The sequence below is a fragment of the Spirillospora sp. CA-128828 genome, assembly GCF_050945415.1.
Classification (GTDB): Bacteria; Actinomycetota; Actinomycetes; order Streptosporangiales; family Streptosporangiaceae; genus Spirillospora.
This window is the reverse complement of record NZ_CP191986.1, coordinates 8,413,495-8,436,074: the sequence shown is the minus strand read 5'-3', so window position 1 is coordinate 8,436,074 and position 22,580 is coordinate 8,413,495. Positions and strand designations below refer to the sequence as shown.

Genomic DNA, 22,580 nt, shown 5'->3' with positions numbered 1-22,580 from the left:
GCCGGGGTGGTGGCGGAGCCGGGTGGGGGGAGGTACGGTCAGCCATCGTGAGCCCCGTCCGCACTTGCTCCCGCACCGCCTGCAAGGCGCCCGCAGTGTTCACGCTCACGTACGTCTACCGCGACTCCACCGCGGTCCTGGGGCCGCTCGCCACGTACGCCGAGCCGCACTGCTACGACCTGTGCGCGGAGCACTCCGAGCGGCTCACCGCCCCGATGGGGTGGGAACTGGTGCGGCTGCCCGTCGAGGAGGAGTCCGAGCCCAGCGCGGACGACCTGGAGGCCCTCGCCGACGCCGTCCGCGAGGCCGCCAAGCCCGCCCCCGGCACCGGCCAGGAGCCGGTCGGCCAGGGCACCGAGGTCGGCCGCCGCGGGCACCTGCGGGTCCTGCGCTCCGAGCCCGCGGGGACGCAGCCCGCCCAGGAGTAGGCCCGTCCCATGGTGATACGGACCGTGACGCGACGTCGCGGCCGGTCGCGCCCGCCCTTCCCGGTAGGCTCGTGAACCTGCCGTTTTCCGCGCACGGTTCTTCGGACAGGGAGCAGGAGTGGGCGACCTCGCCAAGATCTTCAAGGCGTACGACATCCGCGGCGTCGTGCCGGACGAGCTCGACCCCGCGACCGCCGAGGCGGCCGGCGCGGCGTTCGTCCGGGTGACCGGGGCGAGCGCGATCGTCACCGCGCACGACATGCGCGAATCGTCCGTCCCGCTGTCCGAGGCGTTCGCGCGCGGCGCGACGTCTCAGGGCGCGGACGTGATCGAGGCCGGGCTCGGCTCCACCGACCTGCTCTACTACGCCAGCGGCAGCCTCGGCCTCCCCGGCGCGATGTTCACCGCCAGCCACAACCCGGCCAAGTACAACGGGCTGAAGCTGTGCCGCTCCGGCGCCCGCCCGGTCGGCCGCGACACCGGCCTCACCGAGATCCGCGAGATGATCGAGAACGGTGTGCCCGGGCACGACGGCGAGCCGGGCACGGTGACGAGGCGGGACGTCCTCAAGGGGTACGCCGACCACCTGAAGACGCTCGTCGACCTGTCGTCGGTCCGGCCGCTCAAGGTCGTCGTGGACGCGGGCAACGGCATGGGCGGGCACACCGTCCCCTCGGTCTTCGAAGGCCTGCCGATCGACCTGGTGCCGCTGTACTTCGAGCTGGACGGAACCTTCCCCAACCACGAGGCCAACCCCATCGAGCCGGAGAACCTGCGCGACCTGCAGGCCAAGGTCCGCGAGACCGGCGCCGACATCGGGCTCGCCTTCGACGGCGACGCCGACCGCTGCTTCGTGGTGGACGAGCGCGGGGAGATCGTCGCGCCGTCCGCGATCACGGCGCTGGTCGCGACACGGGAGCTGGCCAAGCACCCCGGCTCCTCGATCGTGCACAACCTGATCACCTCCAAGGCCGTCCCGGAGATCGTCGCCGAGCACGGCGGGACGCCGGTGCGCACCCGGGTCGGGCACTCGTTCATCAAGCAGACGATGGCGGAGACGGGCGCGGTGTTCGGCGGCGAGCACTCGGCCCACTTCTACTTCCGCGACTTCTGGTTCGCCGACTCCGGCATGCTGGCCGCCCTGCACGTCCTCGCCGCCCTGGGGGAGCAGAAGCGGCCCCTGTCGGAGCTGCTCGGCGAGTACACCCGCTACGCCGCGTCCGGCGAGATCAACAGCGAGGTCGCCGACCAGGACGCGGCCGCCGCGAAGGTGCGCGACGCCTTCGCCGGGCGTCCCGGCGTCGCGATCGACGAACTCGACGGGCTGACCGTGGGCGACGAGGCCGCCGGATGGTGGTTCAACCTGCGGCCGTCCAACACCGAACCGCTGCTGCGCCTCAACGCCGAGGCCGGCGACGAGGACACCATGGCGGCGATCCGCGACGAGGTCCTGGCCCTGGTCAGGCAGAAGTGACCGGTCAGGAAAAGTGACTGCAAGGGAGATGTGACCCTGCCATGACGATGAAGCTGGACTCCTGGCTGCTGGAGATCCTCGCCTGCCCGAACTGCGGCGGCGGGCTCCGGGCCGACGAGCGGGCCGACGAGCTGGTGTGCACCGGCTCCTGCGGCTACGCCTACCCGGTCCGCGACGACATCCCCGTTCTCCTCGTCGACGAGGCCAGGACCCCCGCCCCGTGAGCACCTCCCTCGACCCCTCGCGGCTGGAGGACGCGGAGGCGGCCGAGGCGGCGGATCCCGGCGGGATGCTGCGGCAGGTCGCCTCGTCGGCGGCGCAGGTCCGGGAGGCCCGGCGCGCGGCCGCGGAGGCCGGCATCGCCGGGCTGGCCGAGGACGGCAGGCCGCGGGCGATCGTGATCGCCGGGATGGGCGGTTCCGGCATCTCCGGTGACGCGCTCGCCGCGGTGTGCGGCGAGGGCTGCGCCGTCCCGATCTCGACCGTGCGCGGATACCGGCTGCCCGGCTGGGTGGGCGCGGCCGACCTGGTCATCGCGGTGTCGTGCTCGGGGACCACCGAGGAGACCCTTGAGGTCGCCGCGGAGGCGGCCCGGCGCGGCTGCAGGCTCCTGGCCGTCGGCGGGGCGGGCTCGCCGCTCGCGGACCTGGCCGGCCGGAGCCGCGGCCTGTTCGTCCCCGTGCGGTCGGCGGGGCAGCCGCGCTCGACCCTGTGGGGCCTGACGATCCCCCTGATCCTCGCCGCGCGCGAACTGCGGCTGGCGGACGTCTCCGACGCGGTGCTGGAGTCCACGGCCGCGCTGCTGGAGGATGTCGCGCACCGCTGCCGTCCGTCGAGCGAACCGTTCGTCAACCCCGCAAAACGCATCGCGCTCGACCTGGCGGGCGACGTGCCGCTGGTGTGGGGCTCGTCGGCCGTGGCGAGCGCGGCGGCCTACCGGCTGTGCTGCCAGCTGAACGAGAACGCCAAGTACCCCGCCGTGTTCGGCGAGGTCCCCGAGGCGGACCACAACCAGGTGATGGCGTTCGACGGCTCCTTCGCACGGGCCGCTTCCCCCGCCGACCCGGATGACTTCTTCCGCGACCGGGCCGAGGAGCCGGAGCACGGCCTCCACCTCGTCATGATGCGGGACGTGGAGGAGCATCCGCAGGTGCGCAAGCGGTGCGGTGCGTCCGCCGCGGCGGCCCGGGACCGGGGCGTGGCGGTCAGCGAGATCCGGGCGGAGGGCGACCATCCGCTGGAGAGAATCGCCTCTCTGATCGCGTTGGCGGACTATGTCACGGTTTACTTGGCTATCGCGCTGGGCGTGGACCCGACGCCCGTGCCTGCCATCGAAGAGCTCAAAGCGAGGATTGCGTAGATGAGTGCTGAGGGTGGAACGAAGGCCATCGTCGCCGCGTTGGCCGCCAACCTCGGGATCGCGGCGTCGAAGGCCGTCGCGTTCGCGTTCACCGGTTCGTCGTCGATGCTGGCGGAGTCGATCCACTCGGTCGCCGACTCCGGGAACCAGGGGCTGCTGCTCCTCGGCCGCAAGCGGTCCGAACGCGACCGGACGCCGGAGCACCCGTTCGGCTACGGCCGCGAACGCTACTTCTACGCGTTCGTCGTCGCGGTCGTCCTGTTCACCGTCGGTGCGGCGTTCTCGCTGTACGAGGGCTACCACAAGATCTCCCACCCGGAGGATGTCAAGTCCCCGGTCTGGGCGTTCGGTGTGCTGATCGTCGCGATCGGCCTGGAGACGTTCTCGTTCCGGACGGCCATCAAGGAGTCGAACGAGATCCGCGGAGAGCAGTCCTGGTGGGCGTTCATCCGCCGCGCGAAGGCGCCGGAGCTGCCGGTGGTGCTTCTGGAGGACCTCGCCGCCCTGGTCGGCCTGTTCCTCGCCCTGTTCGGCGTCTCGATGGCCGTGGCCACCGGCGACGGCGTCTGGGACGGCGTCGGCACCGTGGCGATCGGGCTGCTGCTCGGCGTGGTCGCGACGATCCTCGCGATCGAGACCAAGAGCCTGCTGATCGGCGAGGGCGTCGACCCCGACACCGAGAAGCGGATCATCGAGGCGCTGGAGTCGGTGGACAAGGTCGACCACCTCATCCACATCCGCACCGAGTACATCGGCCCGGACGCGCTCCTCATCGCGGCGAAGATCGCCGTCCACCACGACGACACGGCGGCGGACGTGGCCCGCGGCATCGACGCGGCCGAAGCGAAGATCAGGGCGCAGTTCCCAGAGGCGAAGCTCATCTACCTGGAGCCGGCGCTGGACGAGGTGTCCCTCAGGAAGCCGGAGGACGCGGAACCAGCTTCGGAGACCCCCGCGTCGTCCTGACCGGGTCCTCCGGGCGCCGGGTCTCCGGCGTCCGGAGCGACATGGGACCCCTCGCCGGCCGGCCGCCGCCGTGCCGGCCGAACCCCAGCCCAGGCGAGACCGGCGAGTGCCTCCGAGGAGGCGAACCGCGGCCGTCCGGCGAGGTGCTTCCCATGCCTCCCCGCCCGGACCCCTGAAACCGGGCGGTTCTGGTGTGACCGCGGCGACCCCGCCGAACCCCCTACGTCGGCGACGGCCACCGTCGCGGTCACGGTTAAGACACTACGATCGCCGCGCTCTCCAGCACGTCCCCCTCAAGGAGGGAAAGCGGGTGGTACTCCAGGTGGATCCCGGTCGTCCGCATACATCCGCGCGGTGAGGTGACGGCCCGCCTCAACGGTCAGTATTGAGGGGTGAGCACCGACGACAAGGCCCGGACCGGACCCGACCCCGCGGGGTTCGGCCCAGCGGTCGCGCACCACGCGTGGCGGTTGTCCGGCCGGATCGTAGCGGGCGTGGGGCAGCTGCTGCTGTGGCTCCTCACCGGCATCGGCACCCTCCTGCGCCCGCTGGCGGTCAAGCTCGGCGCGCGGCTGAACGGCGGGCCGGGCCGCCGCCCCGGCCACCCGGGGGCCGCGGCCGGGCAGACGGCGCCGCTGCCCCGCTGGATCAACACCTGGCGGGAGGTCGTCGGCTCCTGGTACTTCGCCCCGCTGACCGGGCTCGCGCTGACGATCGCCGCGCTGGCGGAGCTGGCGCCGCAGGCCGACTCGCCCGTCAGCCTCGCGAGCGGCTTCGCGGTCGCGGCGACGCTCCCGCTCGTGTGGCGGCGGGAGAACCTGCGCCCGGTCGCCGCCGTCGTGCTCAGCGCGGTCGCGGCGAGCCTGCTCACCGGGCAGATCCTCCTCGTCACCACCAGCTTCGCGGCGCTCTACACGCTGTACGCGCTGGGACGGCGGCTGCCGCGCCAGTCCACCGGCGTCCTCGCGGTCGGCAGCGTCGCCACGATCGCGGTCGTCTACCTCGCCACCGGGACGCTCGACGACATTCCGTGGCCCGCGCCGATCGTCGCCGTCCTCGCCGCCATCGGGCTCGGCGACGCGCGGCGCGTGGTGGAGTCCGCCGGGCGGACGGAGGCGGCCGCCGCCGAGCGCACCAACGAGACCCTCACCCGGCTCACCGCCGTCCAGCGGGAGCAGGCGGTCATGCGGGAACGCGCCCGCATCGCCCGCGAGCTGCACGACGTCGTCGCGCACTCCGTCTCCATGATCGCCGTGCAGGCGGAGACGGCCCCGTACACGATGGAGAACCTGTCGCCCGAGGCCCGCGCCGGGTACACCGAGATCGCCAAGACGGCCCGGGACGCGCTGGTGGAGATGCGCCGGCTGCTCAGCGTGCTGCGCGCCGACGCCAAACCCGAGCCGGAGGCGGCGAACTCCCCGCAGCCGCGCCTCGACCGGCTGCCCGACCTGATCGAGCAGCACCGCGGCGCCGGCGGGCATGTGGACCTCGCCGTGCACGGCGACCCGCGCTCCCTGTCGACGACGGTCGAGCTGTCGGCCTACCGGATCGTCCAGGAGGCGCTGACGAACGCGCGGCGGCACGCGCCGGGCGCCGGCGTCCGCGTCGACCTGACCTTCCTGCCGGACCGGCTGGCGGTCCGCGTCCGGGACGACGGCGCGGCCGCGGCCACCCAGATCCTGAACCGGGAGAATCCCGGCTCCCGTACAGCGGTACTGGACCCCGCGGGCCCGACCTCCGTGGACGCCGGACGCACCCGCCTGGAGACGCCCGAGTCCGGTGGTGGACACGGGCTCGTGGGGATGCGGGAACGTGCGACCATGCTGGGCGGGCGGTTCTCCGCCGGCCCGGCCACCGAGGGCGGGTTCCTGGTGGAGGCCGAGCTTCCGCTGACAAGGGAGGGGAACACCATCCGTGGACACGGTTCGCAGGCGCCGCCCGGCCGATCCTGACCCCGCCGTCCCCGCGCTTCCGAGGCGGTCGCGGTGATCAACGTGCTGATCGTCGACGACCAGACGATCGTGCGGGCCGGGTTCGCCGCCCTGCTCGCCGCCCAGGACGACATCACCGTCATCGGCGAGGCCGGCGACGGCCGCGAGGCCGTCCGGATCGCCGAGCGCTCCCGTCCCGACGTCGTCGTCATGGACATCCGGATGCCCGGCATGGACGGCATCGAGGCCACCCGCCGCATCCTCGCCCTCCCCGGCGCCGAGAGCGTCCGGGTGCTGGTGCTGACGACGTTCGACGTGGACGAGTACGTCTACGAGGCGCTCGCGGTCGGCGCGAGCGGCTTCCTGCTGAAGGACGCGACCGCGGACGAGCTCGTCTCCGCCGTCCGGGTGGTGGCGCGCGGCGACTCGCTGCTGGCGCCGCAGGTCACCGGGCGGCTCATCCGCGAGTTCACCAAGCAGCGGCGCAACCGCCCGCAGGCGCCGTCGGAGCTGTCGACGCTGACCGCCCGGGAGACCGAGGTCCTCGTGCTGATCGCGGGAGGGCTGTCCAACGGTGAGATCGCGCAGCGGCTGGTGGTCAGCGAGCACACCGTCAAGACCCACGTGGCCCGCGTCTTCACCAAGCTCGGCCTCCGCGACCGGGCCCAGGCGGTGATGCTCGCCTACGAGTCCGGCGTGGTCGTCCCCGGCGAGAACGCCGCCGGCTGACCGGAGCGGTCACCGGCGGCGCAGCAGGCGCATCGCCTTCTCCTTCTCGAAGTCGAGCGCGCGGGCCGGCGGCGCGGACAGCCGGCCGATGCGTTCGCCGAGCTCACGGACGTGCGCCTGCACCTGCGGCTCGGCCAGGACGCGCAGCCCGAACGCCAGCTCGGCCGGGCCGATGTCGTACCGCTTCTCCAGCGCGAGGGCGAGCGCGACGGCGCGCAGTTCGGCGTCCCCGAACCGGCGGTGGCCGCCGCCGCCCCGGGTGAGGGCCGCGTCCCGGGTGACGGGCAGCAGGCCGAGGGCCTCGCGGTAGCGGAGCATGCGGGGCGAGGTGCCGAGCCGGCGGGCGGCCTCCGTGATGCGCATGGGAGCAATTCTGACAAATTCGTGTCAGAAAGTCGCCCCCGGTCGTGCCTCCCGGTCCCCGCCGCCCGTAGACTCGCGACGTTGACGCCGCCTCGCACACGCGTCAAGCCCTCGCGTACGACAGCGCGCACATGACCAAGGGAGCAACGAAAGCATGGACTACAAGGTCGCCGACCTGTCGCTGGCCGACTTCGGGCGCCGGGAGATCCGGCTCGCCGAGCACGAGATGCCGGGCCTGATGGCGGTGCGCGAGGAGTACGCCGCCGCCAAGCCGCTGCGCGGCGCCAGGATCATGGGCTCGCTGCACATGACGATCCAGACGGCCGTGCTGATCGAGACGCTGGTCGAGCTCGGCGCCGACGTCCGCTGGGTCTCCTGCAACATCTTCTCCACCCAGGACCACGCCGCCGCCGCGGTCGTCGTCGGCAAGGACGGCACGCAGGAGAAGCCGCAGGGCGTCCCCGTGTTCGCCTGGAAGGGCGAGACGCTGGACGAGTACTGGTGGTGCACGGACCAGGCGCTGCGCTGGCCGGGGGCCGACGGAGAGGCCGGCACCGGGCCCAACATGATCCTGGACGACGGCGGCGACGCGACCCTCCTCGTCCACAAGGGCGCCGAGTACGAGAAGGCGGGCGCGGTCCCGACCGCCACCGAGGAGGACCCCGAGGAGTGGGGCATCATCCTCGACACCCTCCGCCGCACCATCGCCGAGAAGCCCGGCCGCTGGACCGAGGCCGCCGCCGCGATCAAGGGCGTCACCGAGGAGACCACGACCGGCGTCCACCGCCTCTACGAGATGGCGAAGGCCGGCACCCTCGCGTTCCCGGCGATCAACGTCAACGACTCCGTCACCAAGTCGAAGTTCGACAACAAGTACGGCTGCCGCCACTCCGTCATCGACGGCCTCAACCGCGCCACCGACGTCCTGATCGGCGGCAAGGTCGCCGTCGTCTGCGGCTACGGCGACGTCGGCAAGGGCTGCGCCGACGCGCTCCGCGGCCAGGGCGCCCGCGTCATCGTCACCGAGATCGACCCGATCTGCGCGCTGCAGGCCGCGATGGACGGCTTCCAGGTCACCACCCTGGACGACGTCGTCGACAAGGCCGACATCTTCGTGACGACCACCGGCAACTTCAACATCATCACGGCTGCCCACATGAGCCGGATGAAGCACCAGGCGATCGTGTCCAACATCGGGCACTTCGACAACGAGATCGACATGGCCGGCCTCGCCAAGATCTCCGGCATCGAGAAGATCGAGATCAAGCCGCAGGTCCACGAGTGGCGCTTCGCCGACGGCCACTCCATCATCGTGCTCGCCGAGGGCCGCCTGATGAACCTCGGCTGCGCCACCGGCCACCCGTCGTTCGTGATGTCCAACTCCTTCACCAACCAGGTCATCGCGCAGATCGAGCTGTTCACCAAGACCGACGAGTACCCGATCGGCGTCTACGTCCTTCCCAAGCACCTGGACGAGAAGGTCGCCCGCCTCCACCTCGACGCCCTCGGCGTCAAGCTCACCGAGCTCACCAAGGAGCAGGCCTCCTACATCGGCGTCCACGTCGAAGGCCCCTACAAGCCCGACCACTACCGGTACTGAGTCGCAACTGGGGCAGGATGGCTGCCGGGCGGGTTTTCGGGCCGCCCGGCAGCCGCATCTTGAGGGTGTTGATGAGCGATATCGCGGATCGGTCGTTGGCGTATGAGGGCGTCAAGCGGATCGAGTGGGCCGACCGGAGCATGCCCGTGCTGCGGCAGATCCGGGAGCGGTTCGCCGCCGAGCGTCCCCTGGACGGGCTGAAGGTCGCGGCGTGCATGCATGTCACGACCGAGACCGCGGGGCTCATCCGCACCCTTCATGCGGGCGGTGCGGAAGTGGCGCTGGCGGCGTCCAACCCGTTGTCCACGCAGGACGACACCGCCGCGGCGCTGGTGGAGGAGTACGGGGCGGAGGTCTTCGCGCGGGCCGGTACCGATCGCGAGGGCTACTACGCGCACATCCACCAGGCGTTGGAGAGCGGGCCCGATCTCGTGCTGGACGACGGGTGCGATCTCGTCAACACGCTCCACATCGACCGCACGGATCTGCTCGGCACGGTCAAGGCGGGGTGCGAGCAGACGACGACGGGCGTCATCCGGCTGCACCAGATGGCCCGTGAGGGCGCGCTGAAGTTCCCCATGGTCGCGGTGAACGACACCGACACGAAGCACATGTTCGACAACCGGTACGGGACCGGCCAGTCGACGCTGGACGGGATCATCCGCGCGACCAACACGCTGCTGGCGGGCAAGACCGTGGTGATCGCGGGGTTCGGGTACTGCGGGCGCGGCCTGGCCGAGCGGGCTCGCGGCCTGGGCGCGCGGGTGGTCGTCACCGAGATCGACCCCGTCAAGGCGCTGGACGCGGCGTTGCAGGGCTTCGCCGTCCAGCCGATGGCCGACGCCGCCGCGGACGGCGACGTGTTCATCACCGTCACGGGGAATCGTGACGTCGTGAACGGCGACCACCTCGCGTCGATGAAGGACGGCGCCATCCTCGCGAACTCCGGGCACTTCGACGTCGAGATCGACGTGCGGGCGCTCAGCGAGATGGCGGTCGAGGTGCATCGCGGGATCCGGCCGCAGACGGACGAGTACGTGCTGGCGGATGGCAGGCGTCTCGTCCTGCTCGCCGAGGGCCGTCTCGTCAATCTGGCCGCCGCGGAGGGGCATCCCGCGGCCGTGATGGACATGTCGTTCGCCGACCAGGCCCTCACGTGCGCGTGGCTGGCGCAGTCGCACGCGAACCTGTCTCCGGCGGTTCACGAGGTGCCCAAGGAGATCGACACCGAGGTGGCCCGCCTCAAGCTGGCCTCGATGGCCGTCTCCATCGACCTGCTGACCCCGGACCAGGAGGACTACCTGCACTCCTGGCGCATCGGATCCTGATGCCGGCCGGCACGTACCTGCACCTGGAAGAGGACCTTGAGGAGCGTTTCCAGTGCGCGCCAGGGCCAAGCGGATGGCGCTACACGTCCGGGCGTTCCGATGGTGTCCGGGTGGACCTGGTCGTGGACGCTCGCTGGCGCCAGATCCGTGTGGAGGTGGTCACCCCCACATGGTGGTTGCGGGGCGGTGTCACCGGTCCGGAACTGGCCTGGGTGCGGGCGGCCGGTGAGACAGGGAGCGAGTTCGGCGAACGGGCGTCCGGTTTCGTCTCCGACTCGCCGGGATTCCTCGTCGCCGTCGCCCACTCCCTCGGACTGGCCGAGAACGCTCAGGCCGACGTGCGTCTCGTCCGGTTGAGCGGGACGTCCCTGTCCACCCTGACGGCCACGTGGCGCTGGCGTCTGGCCGGGACGTCCGCGTACGAGACCGAGACCGAGCCGCTGCCCGTAGCGCAGTACGAGGTCACCGACCTGTCCACGGGCGAGGTCGAGACGGTGCATCTGGCCGGTGACGTCGTGCTCGCCGCGCCCGGGATCGAGCTCACCGACCTGGAGTCCCCGCCGAATCTGCTGGCCTGAAACGGAAACCAGGACGAGCGGGTACCGCTCCTACCCCGGATAGGGCCCCTGCGGGGGATACGGCCCCTGCGGGTAGGGCGGCCCCTGCGGCGGGTACGGGCCGGGCGGCCGAGGCGCGTGCAGGACGTTCTGGTACGGCCCCGCCCCATAGTCGGACGGCGGCAGGAACTGCGGCTGACCGGGCCCGGGGGTGCTGAATGGCGGCGGAGCCGGCGGCCCCGGCCGCGGCGGGCCGGCCGGCGCGGGCCCGGCCATCGCCATCGCGGGGACGGGCGCCGGGGCGGCGCCCCACGCGGGCAGCCCGAGACGCCGCATGCGGCGGGCCCGGCGTTCGGCGAGCCGACGCTCCTCCCGGTGGCGGCGCTCGGCGAGGACGGCCGACAGCAGGATCTCGGGCCGCACCCCGGGCGGCGGGGGCGGGCTCACCACCGCGACGACCTGCGACGCGATCCTTTGCCCCAGCGAGTCGCGGACCTCGGGCAGCAGCTCCCAGAACCGCGACAGGTACTGCCGGGCCGTCATCGCCAGCTCGTCCGACACCATCGACAGCTCCAGCGTCCGGGCCCACCAGGCGAGCTGCGGCGGCATCACGGCGACCGGACCGTACAGCACCGCCACGGGGACGCGTTCCTGGATGACGATCGTCCCGGCGAACAGGTCGCCGAGCCGCTTCCCGCGCCGGTTGCAGAGGGACGTGATCAGCGCGGGGGAGCCGTAGAACGTCCAGAACTCGATGAACCCGGCCAGCGCCCGCACCAGGGCCTGCCGGAACCGGACCGGCCCGCCGTCGTCGCCGACGACGCGCAGGCCGAGGGCCATCTTGCCCGGCGTCCGCCCCCGCGTCAGCGTCTCCCACAGGCACGGGTAGCCGACGACGGCGGCGACGAAGGCGATCAGCGTCAGCCCGGTCGTCCACGCGTCGTCCGCCACGAGCGAGGTCATCGCCGTGACGTAGACGAGGACCATCAGCAGGATCACCTGGCAGAGCAGGTCGAGCAGGATGGCGCAGCCACGGCTGGCCAGCCGCGCGACCCGGATGTCGAGTGCGACGGCCTCGCCGGTGACGAGATCGGCCATGTCCTGTTCCTCCAATGCGGGCGGATGGCCTATTTTGCCGGTTCCATGGGCCGAGGCGTTAGTCTCCCCGGGTGGACGTCGACGCCTACGTGGCCGAGCACAACGCCGAATGGCAGCGCCTGGAACGGCTCATCAACCGCGGCCGCAGGCTGACCGGAGCGGAGGCCGACGAACTGGTCGAGCTGTACCAGCGGGCCGCGACGCACCTGTCGGTCGTCCGGTCCAGTTCGCCCGACCCGCAGCTCGTGGGACGCCTGTCGTCGCTCGTGGCGCGCGGCAGGGCCGCCGTGGGCGGGGCCCAGGCGCCGCTCTGGCGGGACGTCACCCGGTTCGCGACAGTGTCGTTCCCGGCGGCCGCGTACCGGATGCGGTGGTGGTGGATCGGCAACGCCGTGCTCGGCAACCTGCTGGCACTGGCCCTCGCGATCTGGGTCGTGCACAGCCCGGAGGTGCAGGCGAGCGTCGGTACGCCGGAGGAGATCCGCGAACTCGTCGAGCACGACTTCGCGAACTACTACACCGAGCACTCGGCGTCGTCGTTCGCCTTCCAGGTGTGGGTCAACAACGCCTGGGTGTCGGCGACCGCGCTGATCTTCGGGATCCTGCTCGGCATCCCGACCGTGTACGTCCTGCTGCTCAACCAGGTCAACCTCGGGCTGAGCGGCGGCCTGATGTTCGCCTACGGCAAGGGCGACGTGTTCTTCGGCCTGATCCTCCCGCACGGCCTGCTGGAACTCACCGCCGTCTACCTCGCGTGCGCCGCCGGCCTCAAGCTCGGCTGGACGATCATCGACCCTGGGCGCCGCCGCCGCGGCCAGGCGCTCGCCGAGGAGGGACGCGCCGCCGTCAGCATCGCCATCGGGCTCGTCGGGGTCCTGCTCGTCTCCGGCCTCATCGAGGGCTTCGTGACCGGCTGGGTGCACACCACGTGGCTGCGCATCGCGATCGGCGTCGTCGCCGAGGTCGCGTTCCTCGGCTACGTGATCGTCCTCGGCCGCCGCGCCGTCCGCCGCGGCGAGACCGGCGACGCCGACCTCCACCCGGACCTAGCTCCTATCTCTGGCTGAGGTTCTCACAGCCGACCAGCCGCCTTGAGGGCCAGGTAGGCGTCGGCTAGGGCTGGGGCTATCTCGTCTGGTGGGGCGTCTACCACCTCTACGCCGTGGCCGCGTAGTTCGGCGGTGAGGCGGCGGCGTTCGGCCCGCGCGCGCTCGGCGGCGGCCGCGTCGTACACGGCCGCGAGGTCGCCGCGGCCCTCCGCCATCTCGCCGACCCGCGGGTCCGACACGGCGGCGATCATGACGAGGTGGCGGGCTGTGAGCTGCGGCAGCAGCGGCAGCAGTCCCTCCTCGATCGCGGCCGTGTTCAGCTCGGTGAGCAGCACGACCAGGCAGCGCTGCCGGACGCGCGCCATCAGCGTCGACACCATTCCGGCGGCGTCGCATTCGAGCAGTTCGGGCTCCAGCGGCGCGAGGGCGTGCACCATCGCGGTCAGCAGGTCCGTCCGGGACGCGCCCTCGACGCGGGCGCGGACACGCCGGTCGTAGGCGAGCAGGTCGACGCGGTCGCCGGCGCGTGACGCCAAGGCGCCGAGCAGCAGCGCCGCGTCCATCGAGCAGTCGAGCCGGGGGATGTCGCCGACGCGGCCGGCGGACGTGCGGCCGGTGTCGAGCACCAGGTAGATCCGCCGGTCGCGCTCGGGACGCCACGTCCGGACGACGACGTCGTTGCGCCGCGCCGTGGCCCGCCAGTCGATGGACCGGACATCGTCCCCGTCCACGTACTCGCGCAGGGAGTCGAACTCGGTGCCCTGCCCGCGGATCAGCGCCACGTGCGCGCCCGTCAGTTCGCGCAGCCGCGCCAGCCTGGCCGGGAGATGGCGGCGCGAAGGGAACGCGGGCAGGGCGCGGACCGTCCAGGGCGCCTGACGCGACAGCTGCCGCGCGGCCAGCCCGAGCGGCCCGACGGAGCGGACGACGACGGTGACGGCGTTCCGGTCGCCCCGGCGGGTGGGCGTCAGCTTCATCTCGACGCGACGCCGTTCGCCGGCGGGCACGTTCACCTTGACCACGCGGGGCGCGGCGCCCGCGCTGGGCGGCCACACGTCCCGCAGGCGGGCCTTGAGGCGCCGCCGCCCGAGGTTCTCCACGATCAGCGACACGTCGGCAGTCTCACCGAGCCGCACGCTCGTGTCACCGGAACGGTGGAAGCGCAGCGCCCGCACGTTCCCGGCCAGGGCCAGGTCGGCGATGACGCCGAGCAGCAGGACGCCCCACACCGCGAACAGCGTCCACCAGCTCGGCGCGAACAGCGGGACGATCGCGCCGAGCAGGGCCAGCAGCCCCAGGCGTCCGGTCAGCGCCATCAGCGCGGGGCGGGGACGTGGGCGAGGATGCCCTCCAGCACGCCGTCGGCGGTCGCGCCCTCCAGCTCCGCCTCGGGACGCAACTGGACGCGGTGCCGCAGCGTCGGCCTGGCGAGGGCCTTCACGTCGTCCGGCGTGACGTAGTCGCGGCCCGACAGCCACGCCCAGGCGCGGGACGTGGCCAGCAGCGCCGTCGCACCACGCGGTGACACACCGAGCTGAAGCGAGGGGGACTGCCGCGTCGCCCTGCACAGGTCGACGACATAGGCGGCGACCTTGGGGTCGAGGTGGACGGCCCTGACCGCGGCCCGTCCGGCGGCCAGCTCGTCGGCGCCCGCGACCGCCTTCACCTCGGACAGGTCGCGCGGGTCGAAACCGGCCGCGTGCCGCTGGAGCATCGAGATCTCTTCGTCCCGCGTGGGGACGGGCACGGTCAGCTTGACCAGGAACCGGTCGAGCTGGGCCTCAGGCAGAGCGTAGGTGCCCTCGTACTCGATCGGGTTCTGGGTCGCGCACACGACGAACGGATCAGGCAGAGGGCGCGCGGAGCCCTCCACCGAGACCTGACGCTCTTCCATGGCCTCCAGGAGGGAGGCCTGCGTCTTGGGAGGCGTCCGGTTGATCTCGTCGGCCAGCAGGAGATTGGTGAAGACCGGCCCCTCGCGGAACTCGAACTCCACCGTCCTGTTGTCGTAGACAAGCGAACCGGTCACGTCACCGGGCATCAGGTCGGGTGTGAACTGGACGCGCTTGAAATCCAGGTCGAGGGCCCGTGACAGCGTCTTGATGAGCAACGTCTTTGCGGTACCGGGGACGCCCTCCAGCAGCACGTGGCCGCGGCAGAGCAGCGCGATGACCAGACCGGTCACCACCGAGTCCTGGCCGACGACCGTCTTGGCGACCTCACCGCGCAGGGCCGTCAGAGCCGCGCGGGCCGTCTCGGACTGCCGCCGGATGTCCTCGGACATGACGCCCTGGCCGGTGCTCCCGTCGGGCACGTCGTCCTTCCCGAGCTCTACAGGGTGGTTCAAGACTCGCGTACCTGCCTTTCCAGGTCGTCGAGGACGTCCGTAAGGGCGATCAGCCCGGCGTCGTCCAAGGGTTGAGGACCGTACAGGGCCGCTCCGACGTACGTCTCGTCGTACATCGTGCGGCGTGCGACCGCCGTGACGATCTCCTGCGCGGCCGAGGGGTCCTGCGCGCTGCTGCGGGGGAGCCCGAGGAGCGGAACGAGCCGCTCGCGGGCCCCGGAGCGCAGCGCGTCCGAGGCCCGGTCGCGGGCGTGCGCGGCACGGTAGAGGCGGGCGCGGCCCTCGACGGTCTCGGCGGACCGGACGATGACGGGCAGCGCCTCCGCCACCACCGGGCCGAGCCGGCGGGCCCGCCACAGGGCCACCAGCAGAACCGCGACCAGCAGTTCGAGGATGAGCAGCTTGACGCCGAACGGCAGCAGGTCGCCCAGCGACCGCTGCCCGGCGCCCGAGCCCGACTCGTGCACATCCGGGACGAGCCAGACCATCGACGAGCCGGCGCCGGCCAGGTTCATGGCGAGCGCGGCGTTGCCCTGCTCGGCGAGGCGCCGGTTGGTCAGCGGGGCCGTGGACCCCAGCACGGTCACGGTGGCCGTGCCGTTCGGGATCTGGACGAGCCTCGCGGCGCCGTACTCGGTCTGGTAGCAGTCCGTCCCCGGGCCCGAGGTCTCGTAGGTCTCCGACTCGTGGAAGTCGACCCTGCCGGCGAGCGTCGCGGCCTGGAGGGTGCAGCCCGGCTCGTCGGTCTCCTCGTACGTCGGGCCCTGGCGGCGCACCTGCGGGGCGAACGCGTCCAGCGCGAACGACGTCGGCCGGACGAGCACCACGCTGGCCTGCGTGTTGCTCAGCCGCGCCAGCTCCTCCTCGGTGAGCCGCTCGGTGCGGGTCACCACCATGACCGTGCCCGGTGCCGCCGCGGCGAGGGCCGCCTCCGTGTTCCTGGCGACCGTCACCTGCGTGCCGTGCTGCCGGAGGATCTCGGCCAGCGCCCGGCCGCCGTCCTGCTTCGGCGACTCCGGATCGAGCGCCCCGGCCGACGTGGAGGGGCGCAGGGCGGCCAGGGCCACCGCGACCACGATCATCGCGAGGATCGCCGCGACCACGCCGCGCGCCGACCGCCAGCGGCGCCCCGCCACCTGCCGGGCGGTCGCCTCCGGGGCGGCCTGCCCGCCCCGCGGCGGGGACGCCGTCACCATCGCGGCCCCCCTTCGTCGCCGGCCGCGGCCAGGGTGAGGTCGTCGGACTCCAGCGGCTTCGGACGCGCCGCGCGCAGCCGCTCGTCCAGCTCCTTCATCCGCGCGTACCCCTCGGCCGTGCCCGGACGATCGCCGTACCAGACGTCGTCGAAGATCCGCACGCCCGCGGTCAGCTCCTCGGCCAGCTCGGGCACGGCTTCGCCCGCCTCGGCCGCGAGCTCGTCCGCCGTCCGCCCGGGACGCGCCGAAAGGACCGCCCGTTCCTCCAGGTCACGGGCTATCGCGCGGAGCCGCTCCCGGATGGCCTCGGCCCACTCGCCCGCCTCCGCGTGGTGCTCCGCCGCCTCCCGGTGGCCGAGCGCCGTGGACGGTGTGTCCTCCAGCAGTGGATCCTTGCGGGAGCGCGGGTTGCGGCGCCCCCACATCAGCCACACGACCAGCGCGACGGCTATCAGGACGATGACGGCGACGACGACGATGGACGTCCAGCCGCCGCCGCTGCCCTGCGACTCGGGGTTGGGCGCCTTGCCGAACAGCTGGTGCAGCCATTCGGTGAAGTCGTCCCAGGCGCGCTCCAGCCAGGACGGCCTGTCGCGTTGGTAGACCTGCTTGTCCAGTTCGCGGCGGGCCATCTCGCGGGCCTCGTCGCGGCCGATCGGATCGAGGATCACGAACCCGCCCCCGTCCCCGGGCGGGCCGGCACGCGGCCGGACCGCCACAGGCCGATGAAGCCCTCGTCCTCGTCGTCTTCGGCCGCCGCGACGGCCGCGGCCGAACGTCCCCTGGTGCGCAGGTCCAGGTCGAAGCCTTCGCGGCGCATCCGCCGGTCCATGTAGAGCAGTGCGATCACCCCCGCGTCGAACGGCATCACCACGGACCAGCTGACGATCCGGCCGACGGTGTCCACCGCGAGCGCGCCCATCGTCGGCCCGCTCCCGGAGGAGTCGCCGAAGAAGACCAGCTGCGCGAACAGGAACGGTATCCGCAGCACGACGAAACCCATGAGCACGGTGACGAGCATGGCCAGCGAAAGCGTTCCGAAAGTGCGGAACCAGCGACCCTTGGAAAGGGCCACCGCCCGGCGCAGCGCACCGCCCACCGTCTGCCGCTCCAGGACGACCACGGGCACGGCATGGACGAACAAGAGGTAAAGCCAGACCATCAGCCCGATGCCGATGGGAAAACCGAATATCCCGGCGAGAACTCCGACCGCCGGATGCGCCCCGGCGCCGATCGAGGCGAAGAACGGCGCGAGCGGCAGCGCGAGCGCGCCCAGCGAGACGCCGATGACGGTCGCGGCGGTGCCGGCCAGCCGGCCGAGCCTCGGCCGGGCGTCCCGCCACGCCTGCCTCGGCGCGATCGGCAGGCCCACCAGCTCACGGCCGAGGATCGGGGCCACCAGCCCGGCCAGCAGCAGGATCCCGAACGCCGACAGGACCAGGCCCAGCAGCGTCAGCGTGAGCTGCGCGCCCAGCGAGTCCAGCAGCACGTCGGGGGTGACCTCGTCGCGGGCCTCGTCGCCGATGAAGAAATAGGCGGCGATCGAGCTCGTCACCTGGATCACCGTGCTGACGGCCACCGACAGGCCCAGCGTCGTGCGGGGCCGGTGCCGGATCCCGGCGATCGCGCCGTCCAGCATCTCCGAGATGGACATGGGACGGAACGGGACCCCCGCCACCGCATCGGTGGCGTCGGCGTCGTCGTCCCAGCCGTCCGGTCCCGGCATCCCGTCTCCCTGCGATCTGTGGCGGGGTCTGCGGCGCGTCCGACCGGGCCTTGGCACGGGCCCGTCGCGAACGCCGGTCAGGTCATCCTGTCACGGGCGCAGTGTGAACCTTGCGCCGGTTTCGGGAGTCACGTCTACAATTCCGAGCCGCCCACCCGATGCGGGAGAGCCATGTACGCCGCAAACGCGGGTAACCTTGCACGCCAAGGCATAACTCTCCCTGGCGAGGTGGCGCCGGAGCATCGCGCCCCACTCCACCGAACCCCGACTTTGTGACGATGAGGGCCATGAGAGGACGTGTACTGGTCGTCGACGACGATCTCGCGCTCGCCGAGATGCTCGGCATCGTGCTGAGGGGCGAGGGCTTCGAGCCCTCGTTCGTCCACGACGGCGACAAGGCGCTCGAGGCGTTCCGGGAGACCCGGCCCGACCTCGTGCTGCTCGACCTGATGCTGCCGGGGGCCGACGGCATCGACGTGTGCCGCCAGATCCGCGCCGAGTCCGGCGTGCCGATCGTCATGCTGACGGCCAAGAGCGACACCGTGGACGTCGTCCTCGGCCTGGAGTCCGGCGCCGACGACTACATCGTCAAGCCGTTCAAGCCCAAGGAACTGGTGGCACGGGTGCGCGCCCGGCTGCGCCGCACCGACGAGCCCGCCCCCGAGACCCTGCAGATCGGCGACATCACCATCGACGTCGCCGGCCACTCGGTCAAGCGCGGCGACCGGCACATTCCGCTGACGCCGCTGGAGTTCGACCTGCTCGTCGCCCTCGCCCGCAAGCCCCGCCAGGTGTTCACCCGTGAGGTGCTGCTGGAGCAGGTCTGGGGCTACCGGCACGCCGCCGACACCCGGCTGGTGAACGTGCACGTCCAGCGGCTCCGCGCCAAGATCGAGAAGGACCCGGAACGGCCCGAGATCGTCGTCACCGTGCGCGGTGTCGGCTACAAGGCCGGACCTGCCTGACCGTGTGAAGGCCGACATGAGGAGGGCGAAGCGACTCGCCCGGCGCGGGCTGGGGACCGTACGGCGCGTCCTGCGGAGCGCCGCGCGTGCCGGCTACCTGCGCTGGCGCCGGTCGATCCAGGTCCGCGTCGTCACGTCCACGCTGTTCATCTCGGCGATCGTCGTGGCGATCCTGGGCGCGTTCCTCATGCAGCAGGTGTCGTCCGCCCTGATGGACGGGAAGGTCAAGGCGGCGCGTCTGCAACTGGACGACGGCCTGGCCCAGGTGCAGCGTGACCTGGGCAACTCCACGGGGGACGGCAGCAGGCTGAACGAGACGATCGACCGGCTGAAGTCGCGCAGCGGGCCGTCGGGGCTCTACGAGGTCTACATCCGCGACACGAACGAGCAGTACTTCGACGGATACACGACCAACGAACTCCGCCAGGAGAGCGTCCCGAAGCGACTCCGCGAGGAGCTGAAGAACGCGCCCGCCGGCTCCCGCGCCTACACCTACGGCAAGCTCTCCTATGTCGGGAGCCAGCAGGACGAACGCGGCCTGATCGTCGGCGGCAAGACCGGCCAGTTCGAGCTGTACTACCTGTTCCCGCTCACGCAGGAACAGCAGACCCTGACCAACGTCAGCCGCTCCCTGGCCGGAGTGGGGATCGTGCTGGTGCTGCTGTTGGCCGCGATCGCCTCGCTGGTGACGCGGCAGGTGGTCATACCGGTGCGGCTTGCCGCCCAGGGCGCCCAGAGACTCGCCGCGGGGCGCCTGGAAGAGCGCATGAGGGTCCGCGGTGAGGACGACCTCGCGCGTCTCGCCCGGTCCTTCAACGACATGGCCGCGAACCTGCAGGAGAAGATCGGCGAACTGGAGGACCTGTCCCAGGTGCAGCGCCAGTTCGTCTCGGACGTCTCCCACGAGCTCCGCACGCCGCTGACCACCATCAGGATCGCCGCGGACATGCTGTACGAGAACCGCGACACCTTCGACGACCCCGCCGTCGGACGCTCCGCGGAGCTCCTGCAGAGCCAGCTGGAGCGGTTCGAGTCCCTCCTCGCCGACCTGCTGGAGATCAGCCGGCACGACGCGGGCGCCGCCACGCTGGACCCCGAGTCCCTCGACATGCGCGACCTCGTCCTGCGCGTCGTCGGCGACATCCAGGGGCTGGCCGAGCGCAAGGGCAGCAAGGTCGTCCTGCAGCTGCCGGGCGAACCGTGCATGGCCGAGGTCGACCGCCGGCGTGTCGAGCGCATCCTGCGCAACCTCCTCGTCAACGCCGTCGAGCACGGCGAGGGCGAGGACATCGTCGTCTCCGTCGGCGCCGACCGCGACGCCGTCGCCGTCGCCGTCCGCGACCACGGCGTCGGGCTCAAACCGGGTGAGGGGCAGATGGTCTTCGACCGCTTCTGGCGCGCCGACCCCGCCCGCGCCCGCACCACCGGCGGCACCGGGCTCGGGCTGTCGATCTCCAGGGAGGACGCGCAGCTGCACGGCGGCTGGCTGCAGGCCTGGGGAGAGCCCGGCGCGGGCTCCCAGTTCCGCCTGTCGCTGCCGCGCGTGGCCGGGGCCGAACTCCGCGGCTCGCCGCTGCCGCTCGTCCCGCCAGGGGCCGGTGACGCGCGTCCGCTGTTCGCGGAGCTGGAGGCCGGCGAATGACGCCGTGCGCGGGGACCCGGCGGATCACGAGCCTCCTGGTGGTCGCCGTGCTCGCCCTGGGCGGCGCCGGATGCGCCAACGTGCCGAGCGGCGGGCAGGTCGTCTCCGGCAGGCCCGCCGAACGCGCCGAACGCGTCGACGACCCGTACGTCCGGCTGATCCCGGTCAAGCCCCGCCCCGAGTGGGGGCCCGCACAGATCGTCTCCGGTTTCCTCGCGGCGTCCGCGAGCTTCGACGACGGCCACAAGGTCGCGAAGATGTACCTCAGCGGGCAGCCGTCCTGGAACCCCGGGCTGCGGCCCTTCGTGACCGTCCTGGCGAACCGCATCACCGACCCGCACGTGATCAAGTCGGCCTCGAACCAGGCGACCGTCCGGGTCACCGGGGAGGAACTCGGCACGATCACCGCCGACGGCCAGTACACCGCCTCCCCGAAGGCGCTCGACGCCACGTTCCAGCTCACCAGGACGCAGCAGGGCGTCTGGCGCATCACCGGGCTGCCCGGCGACGACAAGGCCGGACTGCTGCTCACCAAGGACGACGTCGAGCGCGCCATGCGCACGGTCAACCTGTACTTCTTCGCGCCCGACCGGCGCACCCTCGTCCCGAACGGCATCTTCCTGCCGGTCGTGAACCGCCAGACGCTGCCGACCCAGCTCGTCCAGGCGCTGCTGGCCGGACCCACCTCATGGCTCACCGGGGCCGTGCGGACGGCGTTCCCGGAGGGCACGCGGCTGCGCCGCAGCGTGCAGATCGACAAGGACGTCGCGACCGTCGACCTCACCAAGCAGGCCCGCGGCGGCGACGTCGAGCAGATGTCGGCGCAGCTCGCGTGGACGATGCGGCAGCTGTCGGAGATCAAGACGTGGCGGCTGCAGATCGACGGCGAGAGCGTCGCCCCCGACGGCATGGACGCCGCCCAGCCGGTGAACGCCTGGGAGGGCAACTCGCCCGACGGCCGGGCACCCATCGACGGCGCGCACCAGAACGCCTACGTCGTCGGCCCGTCCGGCTTCCTCGGGATGCTGGAGGGCGACCGGGCCCAGCCCGTCGTGACCGGCGCCGCCGGCCGCCTCACGCGTCCGGCCGTGTCCCCCGACAACCAGGAGTTCGCCGGCCTGAGCGCCGACGGCGGCCAGGTCCTGCTCGCCTCGCCCGTCACCGGGCAGCCGGCCGCCCGCCTCGTGCTCACCGCGCACAAGGGGGCCCGCTTCACCGCCCCGTCCTGGAGCCGCGACGGCACCCTGTGGGTCGTCGAGAGCAAGAAGGACGAATCCTGGCTGTGGGTGCGGGAGCGCAACAAGCCGCCGGTCCGCGCCGCCCACTGGGGCCTGGGCGGCCGCGAGGTGCTCGCCTTCCGCGTGGCCCGCGACGGCGTCCGCGCGGCCGTCATCGCGCGTGTGGACGGCCGCCCGCAGGTCCAGCTGGGCCGCATCGCGCACGCCCCCGACGGCTCCCTGGACGTCGGCTCGTTCCTGCCCGTGAGCTCCGAGCTCCAGGACGCCGTCGACCTCGCCTGGCGCGACTACGGCACCCTCGCCGTCCTCGGCCGCGCGAAACGCGACTCGCAGACCCTCCCGTTCCTGATGCCGATCAGCGGCAGCGCCATCACGTCCCTGGGGGTCGGCTCCCTCGGCGAACCCCGCACGATCGCCGCCGCCCCGGGCGCACCGATCCTCATCGGCACCCGCTCGTCCGGCAAGGACCAGGTCTGCCGGCAGCGGGCCCCCAGCAACTCCTACAGCCCCTGGATCTGCCCCACCCCCGCCAAGGACCCCGCCTACCCCGGCTGATCGCGTCTGCCGCCGGGTTGTCCACAGT

Annotated in this window: 21 protein-coding genes; 14 read left to right on the top strand and 7 right to left on the bottom strand. The window is 72.2% G+C overall.

The features are described 5' to 3' along the window. Positions 1-47: 47 nt before the first annotated feature. The 7 genes from ACQPXG_RS40520 (at position 48) to ACQPXG_RS40490 (ending at position 6,888) form a co-directional block, all read left to right on the top strand. Positions 48-428 (top strand): DUF3499 domain-containing protein, encoded by a 381-nt coding sequence (locus ACQPXG_RS40520; protein ID WP_433464447.1) that lies wholly within the window; start codon positions 48-50, stop codon positions 426-428. 118 nt (positions 429-546) lie between these two features. After that, complete coding sequence (locus ACQPXG_RS40515; RefSeq protein WP_433464446.1) at positions 547-1,902, top strand: phosphomannomutase/phosphoglucomutase; 1,356 nt, start codon at positions 547-549, stop codon at positions 1,900-1,902. A gap of 41 nt (positions 1,903-1,943) precedes the next feature. Next, the gene (locus tag ACQPXG_RS40510) at positions 1,944-2,126 is read left to right on the top strand and encodes a Trm112 family protein (RefSeq protein ID WP_433464445.1); all 183 of its coding nucleotides are present in this window, start codon (positions 1,944-1,946) and stop codon (positions 2,124-2,126) included. Next, positions 2,123-3,262: an SIS domain-containing protein gene (locus ACQPXG_RS40505; RefSeq protein ID WP_433464444.1), complete on the top strand. Its 1,140-nt coding sequence runs from the start codon at positions 2,123-2,125 to the stop codon at positions 3,260-3,262. The genes ACQPXG_RS40510 and ACQPXG_RS40505 overlap by 4 nt, the downstream gene beginning before the upstream one ends. After that, positions 3,263-4,228, top strand: coding sequence for a cation diffusion facilitator family transporter (locus ACQPXG_RS40500; protein ID WP_433464443.1), 966 nt, complete (start codon positions 3,263-3,265; stop codon positions 4,226-4,228). Between the two features lie 392 nt (positions 4,229-4,620). After that, positions 4,621-6,180 (top strand): sensor histidine kinase, encoded by a 1,560-nt coding sequence (locus tag ACQPXG_RS40495; protein WP_433464442.1) that lies wholly within the window; start codon positions 4,621-4,623, stop codon positions 6,178-6,180. Between the two features lie 33 nt (positions 6,181-6,213). Next, a complete protein-coding gene (locus ACQPXG_RS40490; protein ID WP_433464441.1) occupies positions 6,214-6,888 on the top strand; it encodes a response regulator in 675 nt (224 codons plus the stop codon). Between the two features lie 9 nt (positions 6,889-6,897). Here ACQPXG_RS40490 and ACQPXG_RS40485 read toward each other — a convergent pair whose 3' ends face one another. Further along, positions 6,898-7,251: a MerR family transcriptional regulator gene (locus tag ACQPXG_RS40485; protein ID WP_433464440.1), complete on the bottom strand. Its 354-nt coding sequence runs from the start codon at positions 7,249-7,251 to the stop codon at positions 6,898-6,900. A gap of 154 nt (positions 7,252-7,405) precedes the next feature. Between ACQPXG_RS40485 and ahcY (ACQPXG_RS40480) the strand changes: the two genes are divergently transcribed. From ahcY (ACQPXG_RS40480) to ACQPXG_RS40470, 3 genes are all read left to right on the top strand, one after another. Then, positions 7,406-8,851, top strand: coding sequence for an adenosylhomocysteinase (gene ahcY, locus ACQPXG_RS40480; protein ID WP_433464439.1), 1,446 nt, complete (start codon positions 7,406-7,408; stop codon positions 8,849-8,851). Positions 8,852-8,922: 71 nt separating this feature from the next. Beyond that, on the top strand, positions 8,923-10,179 hold the full coding sequence (gene ahcY / locus ACQPXG_RS40475) for an adenosylhomocysteinase (protein WP_433464438.1): 1,257 nt from the start codon (positions 8,923-8,925) through the stop codon (positions 10,177-10,179). Further along, a complete protein-coding gene (locus tag ACQPXG_RS40470) occupies positions 10,179-10,757 on the top strand; it encodes a hypothetical protein (RefSeq protein WP_433464437.1) in 579 nt (192 codons plus the stop codon). Before ahcY (ACQPXG_RS40475) ends, ACQPXG_RS40470 begins: the two co-directional genes overlap by 1 nt. A gap of 30 nt (positions 10,758-10,787) precedes the next feature. Here ACQPXG_RS40470 and ACQPXG_RS40465 read toward each other — a convergent pair whose 3' ends face one another. Beyond that, a complete protein-coding gene (locus tag ACQPXG_RS40465) occupies positions 10,788-11,834 on the bottom strand; it encodes an RDD family protein (RefSeq protein WP_433464436.1) in 1,047 nt (348 codons plus the stop codon). A gap of 71 nt (positions 11,835-11,905) precedes the next feature. Between ACQPXG_RS40465 and ACQPXG_RS40460 the strand changes: the two genes are divergently transcribed. Then, positions 11,906-12,901, top strand: a complete 996-nt coding sequence (locus tag ACQPXG_RS40460) for a stage II sporulation protein M (RefSeq protein WP_433464435.1) — start codon at positions 11,906-11,908, stop codon at positions 12,899-12,901. A 5-nt stretch (positions 12,902-12,906) separates the two neighbouring features. Here the strand turns inward: ACQPXG_RS40460 and ACQPXG_RS40455 are convergent, their stop codons facing one another. Genes ACQPXG_RS40455 through ACQPXG_RS40435 form a run of 5 tightly spaced genes read right to left on the bottom strand, consistent with a single transcriptional unit; the run spans position 12,907 to position 18,152 of the window. Next, positions 12,907-14,199 carry a DUF58 domain-containing protein gene (locus tag ACQPXG_RS40455; protein ID WP_433464434.1) on the bottom strand — a complete coding sequence of 431 codons (1,293 nt, stop codon included), beginning with the start codon at positions 14,197-14,199 and terminating at the stop codon, positions 12,907-12,909. After that, on the bottom strand, positions 14,199-15,167 hold the full coding sequence (locus ACQPXG_RS40450; protein ID WP_433470131.1) for an AAA family ATPase: 969 nt from the start codon (positions 15,165-15,167) through the stop codon (positions 14,199-14,201). The genes ACQPXG_RS40455 and ACQPXG_RS40450 overlap by 1 nt, the downstream gene beginning before the upstream one ends. Positions 15,168-15,226: 59 nt before the next feature. Continuing rightward, the gene (locus ACQPXG_RS40445) at positions 15,227-16,426 is read right to left on the bottom strand and encodes a DUF4350 domain-containing protein (RefSeq protein WP_433464433.1); all 1,200 of its coding nucleotides are present in this window, start codon (positions 16,424-16,426) and stop codon (positions 15,227-15,229) included. Further along, entirely contained in the window at positions 16,420-17,097 is a 678-nt protein-coding gene (locus ACQPXG_RS40440) for a DUF4129 domain-containing protein (protein WP_433464432.1), read from the bottom strand. Before ACQPXG_RS40440 ends, ACQPXG_RS40445 begins: the two co-directional genes overlap by 7 nt. Then, complete coding sequence (locus ACQPXG_RS40435) at positions 17,094-18,152, bottom strand: hypothetical protein (protein WP_433464431.1); 1,059 nt, start codon at positions 18,150-18,152, stop codon at positions 17,094-17,096. The genes ACQPXG_RS40440 and ACQPXG_RS40435 overlap by 4 nt, the downstream gene beginning before the upstream one ends. Before the next feature lie 287 nt (positions 18,153-18,439). Between ACQPXG_RS40435 and mtrA the strand changes: the two genes are divergently transcribed. The 3 genes from mtrA to ACQPXG_RS40420 are packed head-to-tail and all read left to right on the top strand — an operon-like array spanning position 18,440 to position 22,552. After that, positions 18,440-19,117 (top strand): MtrAB system response regulator MtrA, encoded by a 678-nt coding sequence (gene mtrA / locus ACQPXG_RS40430; RefSeq protein ID WP_021598338.1) that lies wholly within the window; start codon positions 18,440-18,442, stop codon positions 19,115-19,117. A gap of 16 nt (positions 19,118-19,133) precedes the next feature. After that, positions 19,134-20,759 carry an MtrAB system histidine kinase MtrB gene (gene mtrB / locus ACQPXG_RS40425; protein WP_433464430.1) on the top strand — a complete coding sequence of 542 codons (1,626 nt, stop codon included), beginning with the start codon at positions 19,134-19,136 and terminating at the stop codon, positions 20,757-20,759. Beyond that, positions 20,756-22,552, top strand: a complete 1,797-nt coding sequence (locus tag ACQPXG_RS40420) for an LpqB family beta-propeller domain-containing protein (protein ID WP_433464429.1) — start codon at positions 20,756-20,758, stop codon at positions 22,550-22,552. The genes mtrB and ACQPXG_RS40420 overlap by 4 nt, the downstream gene beginning before the upstream one ends. Positions 22,553-22,580 lie beyond the last annotated feature (28 nt).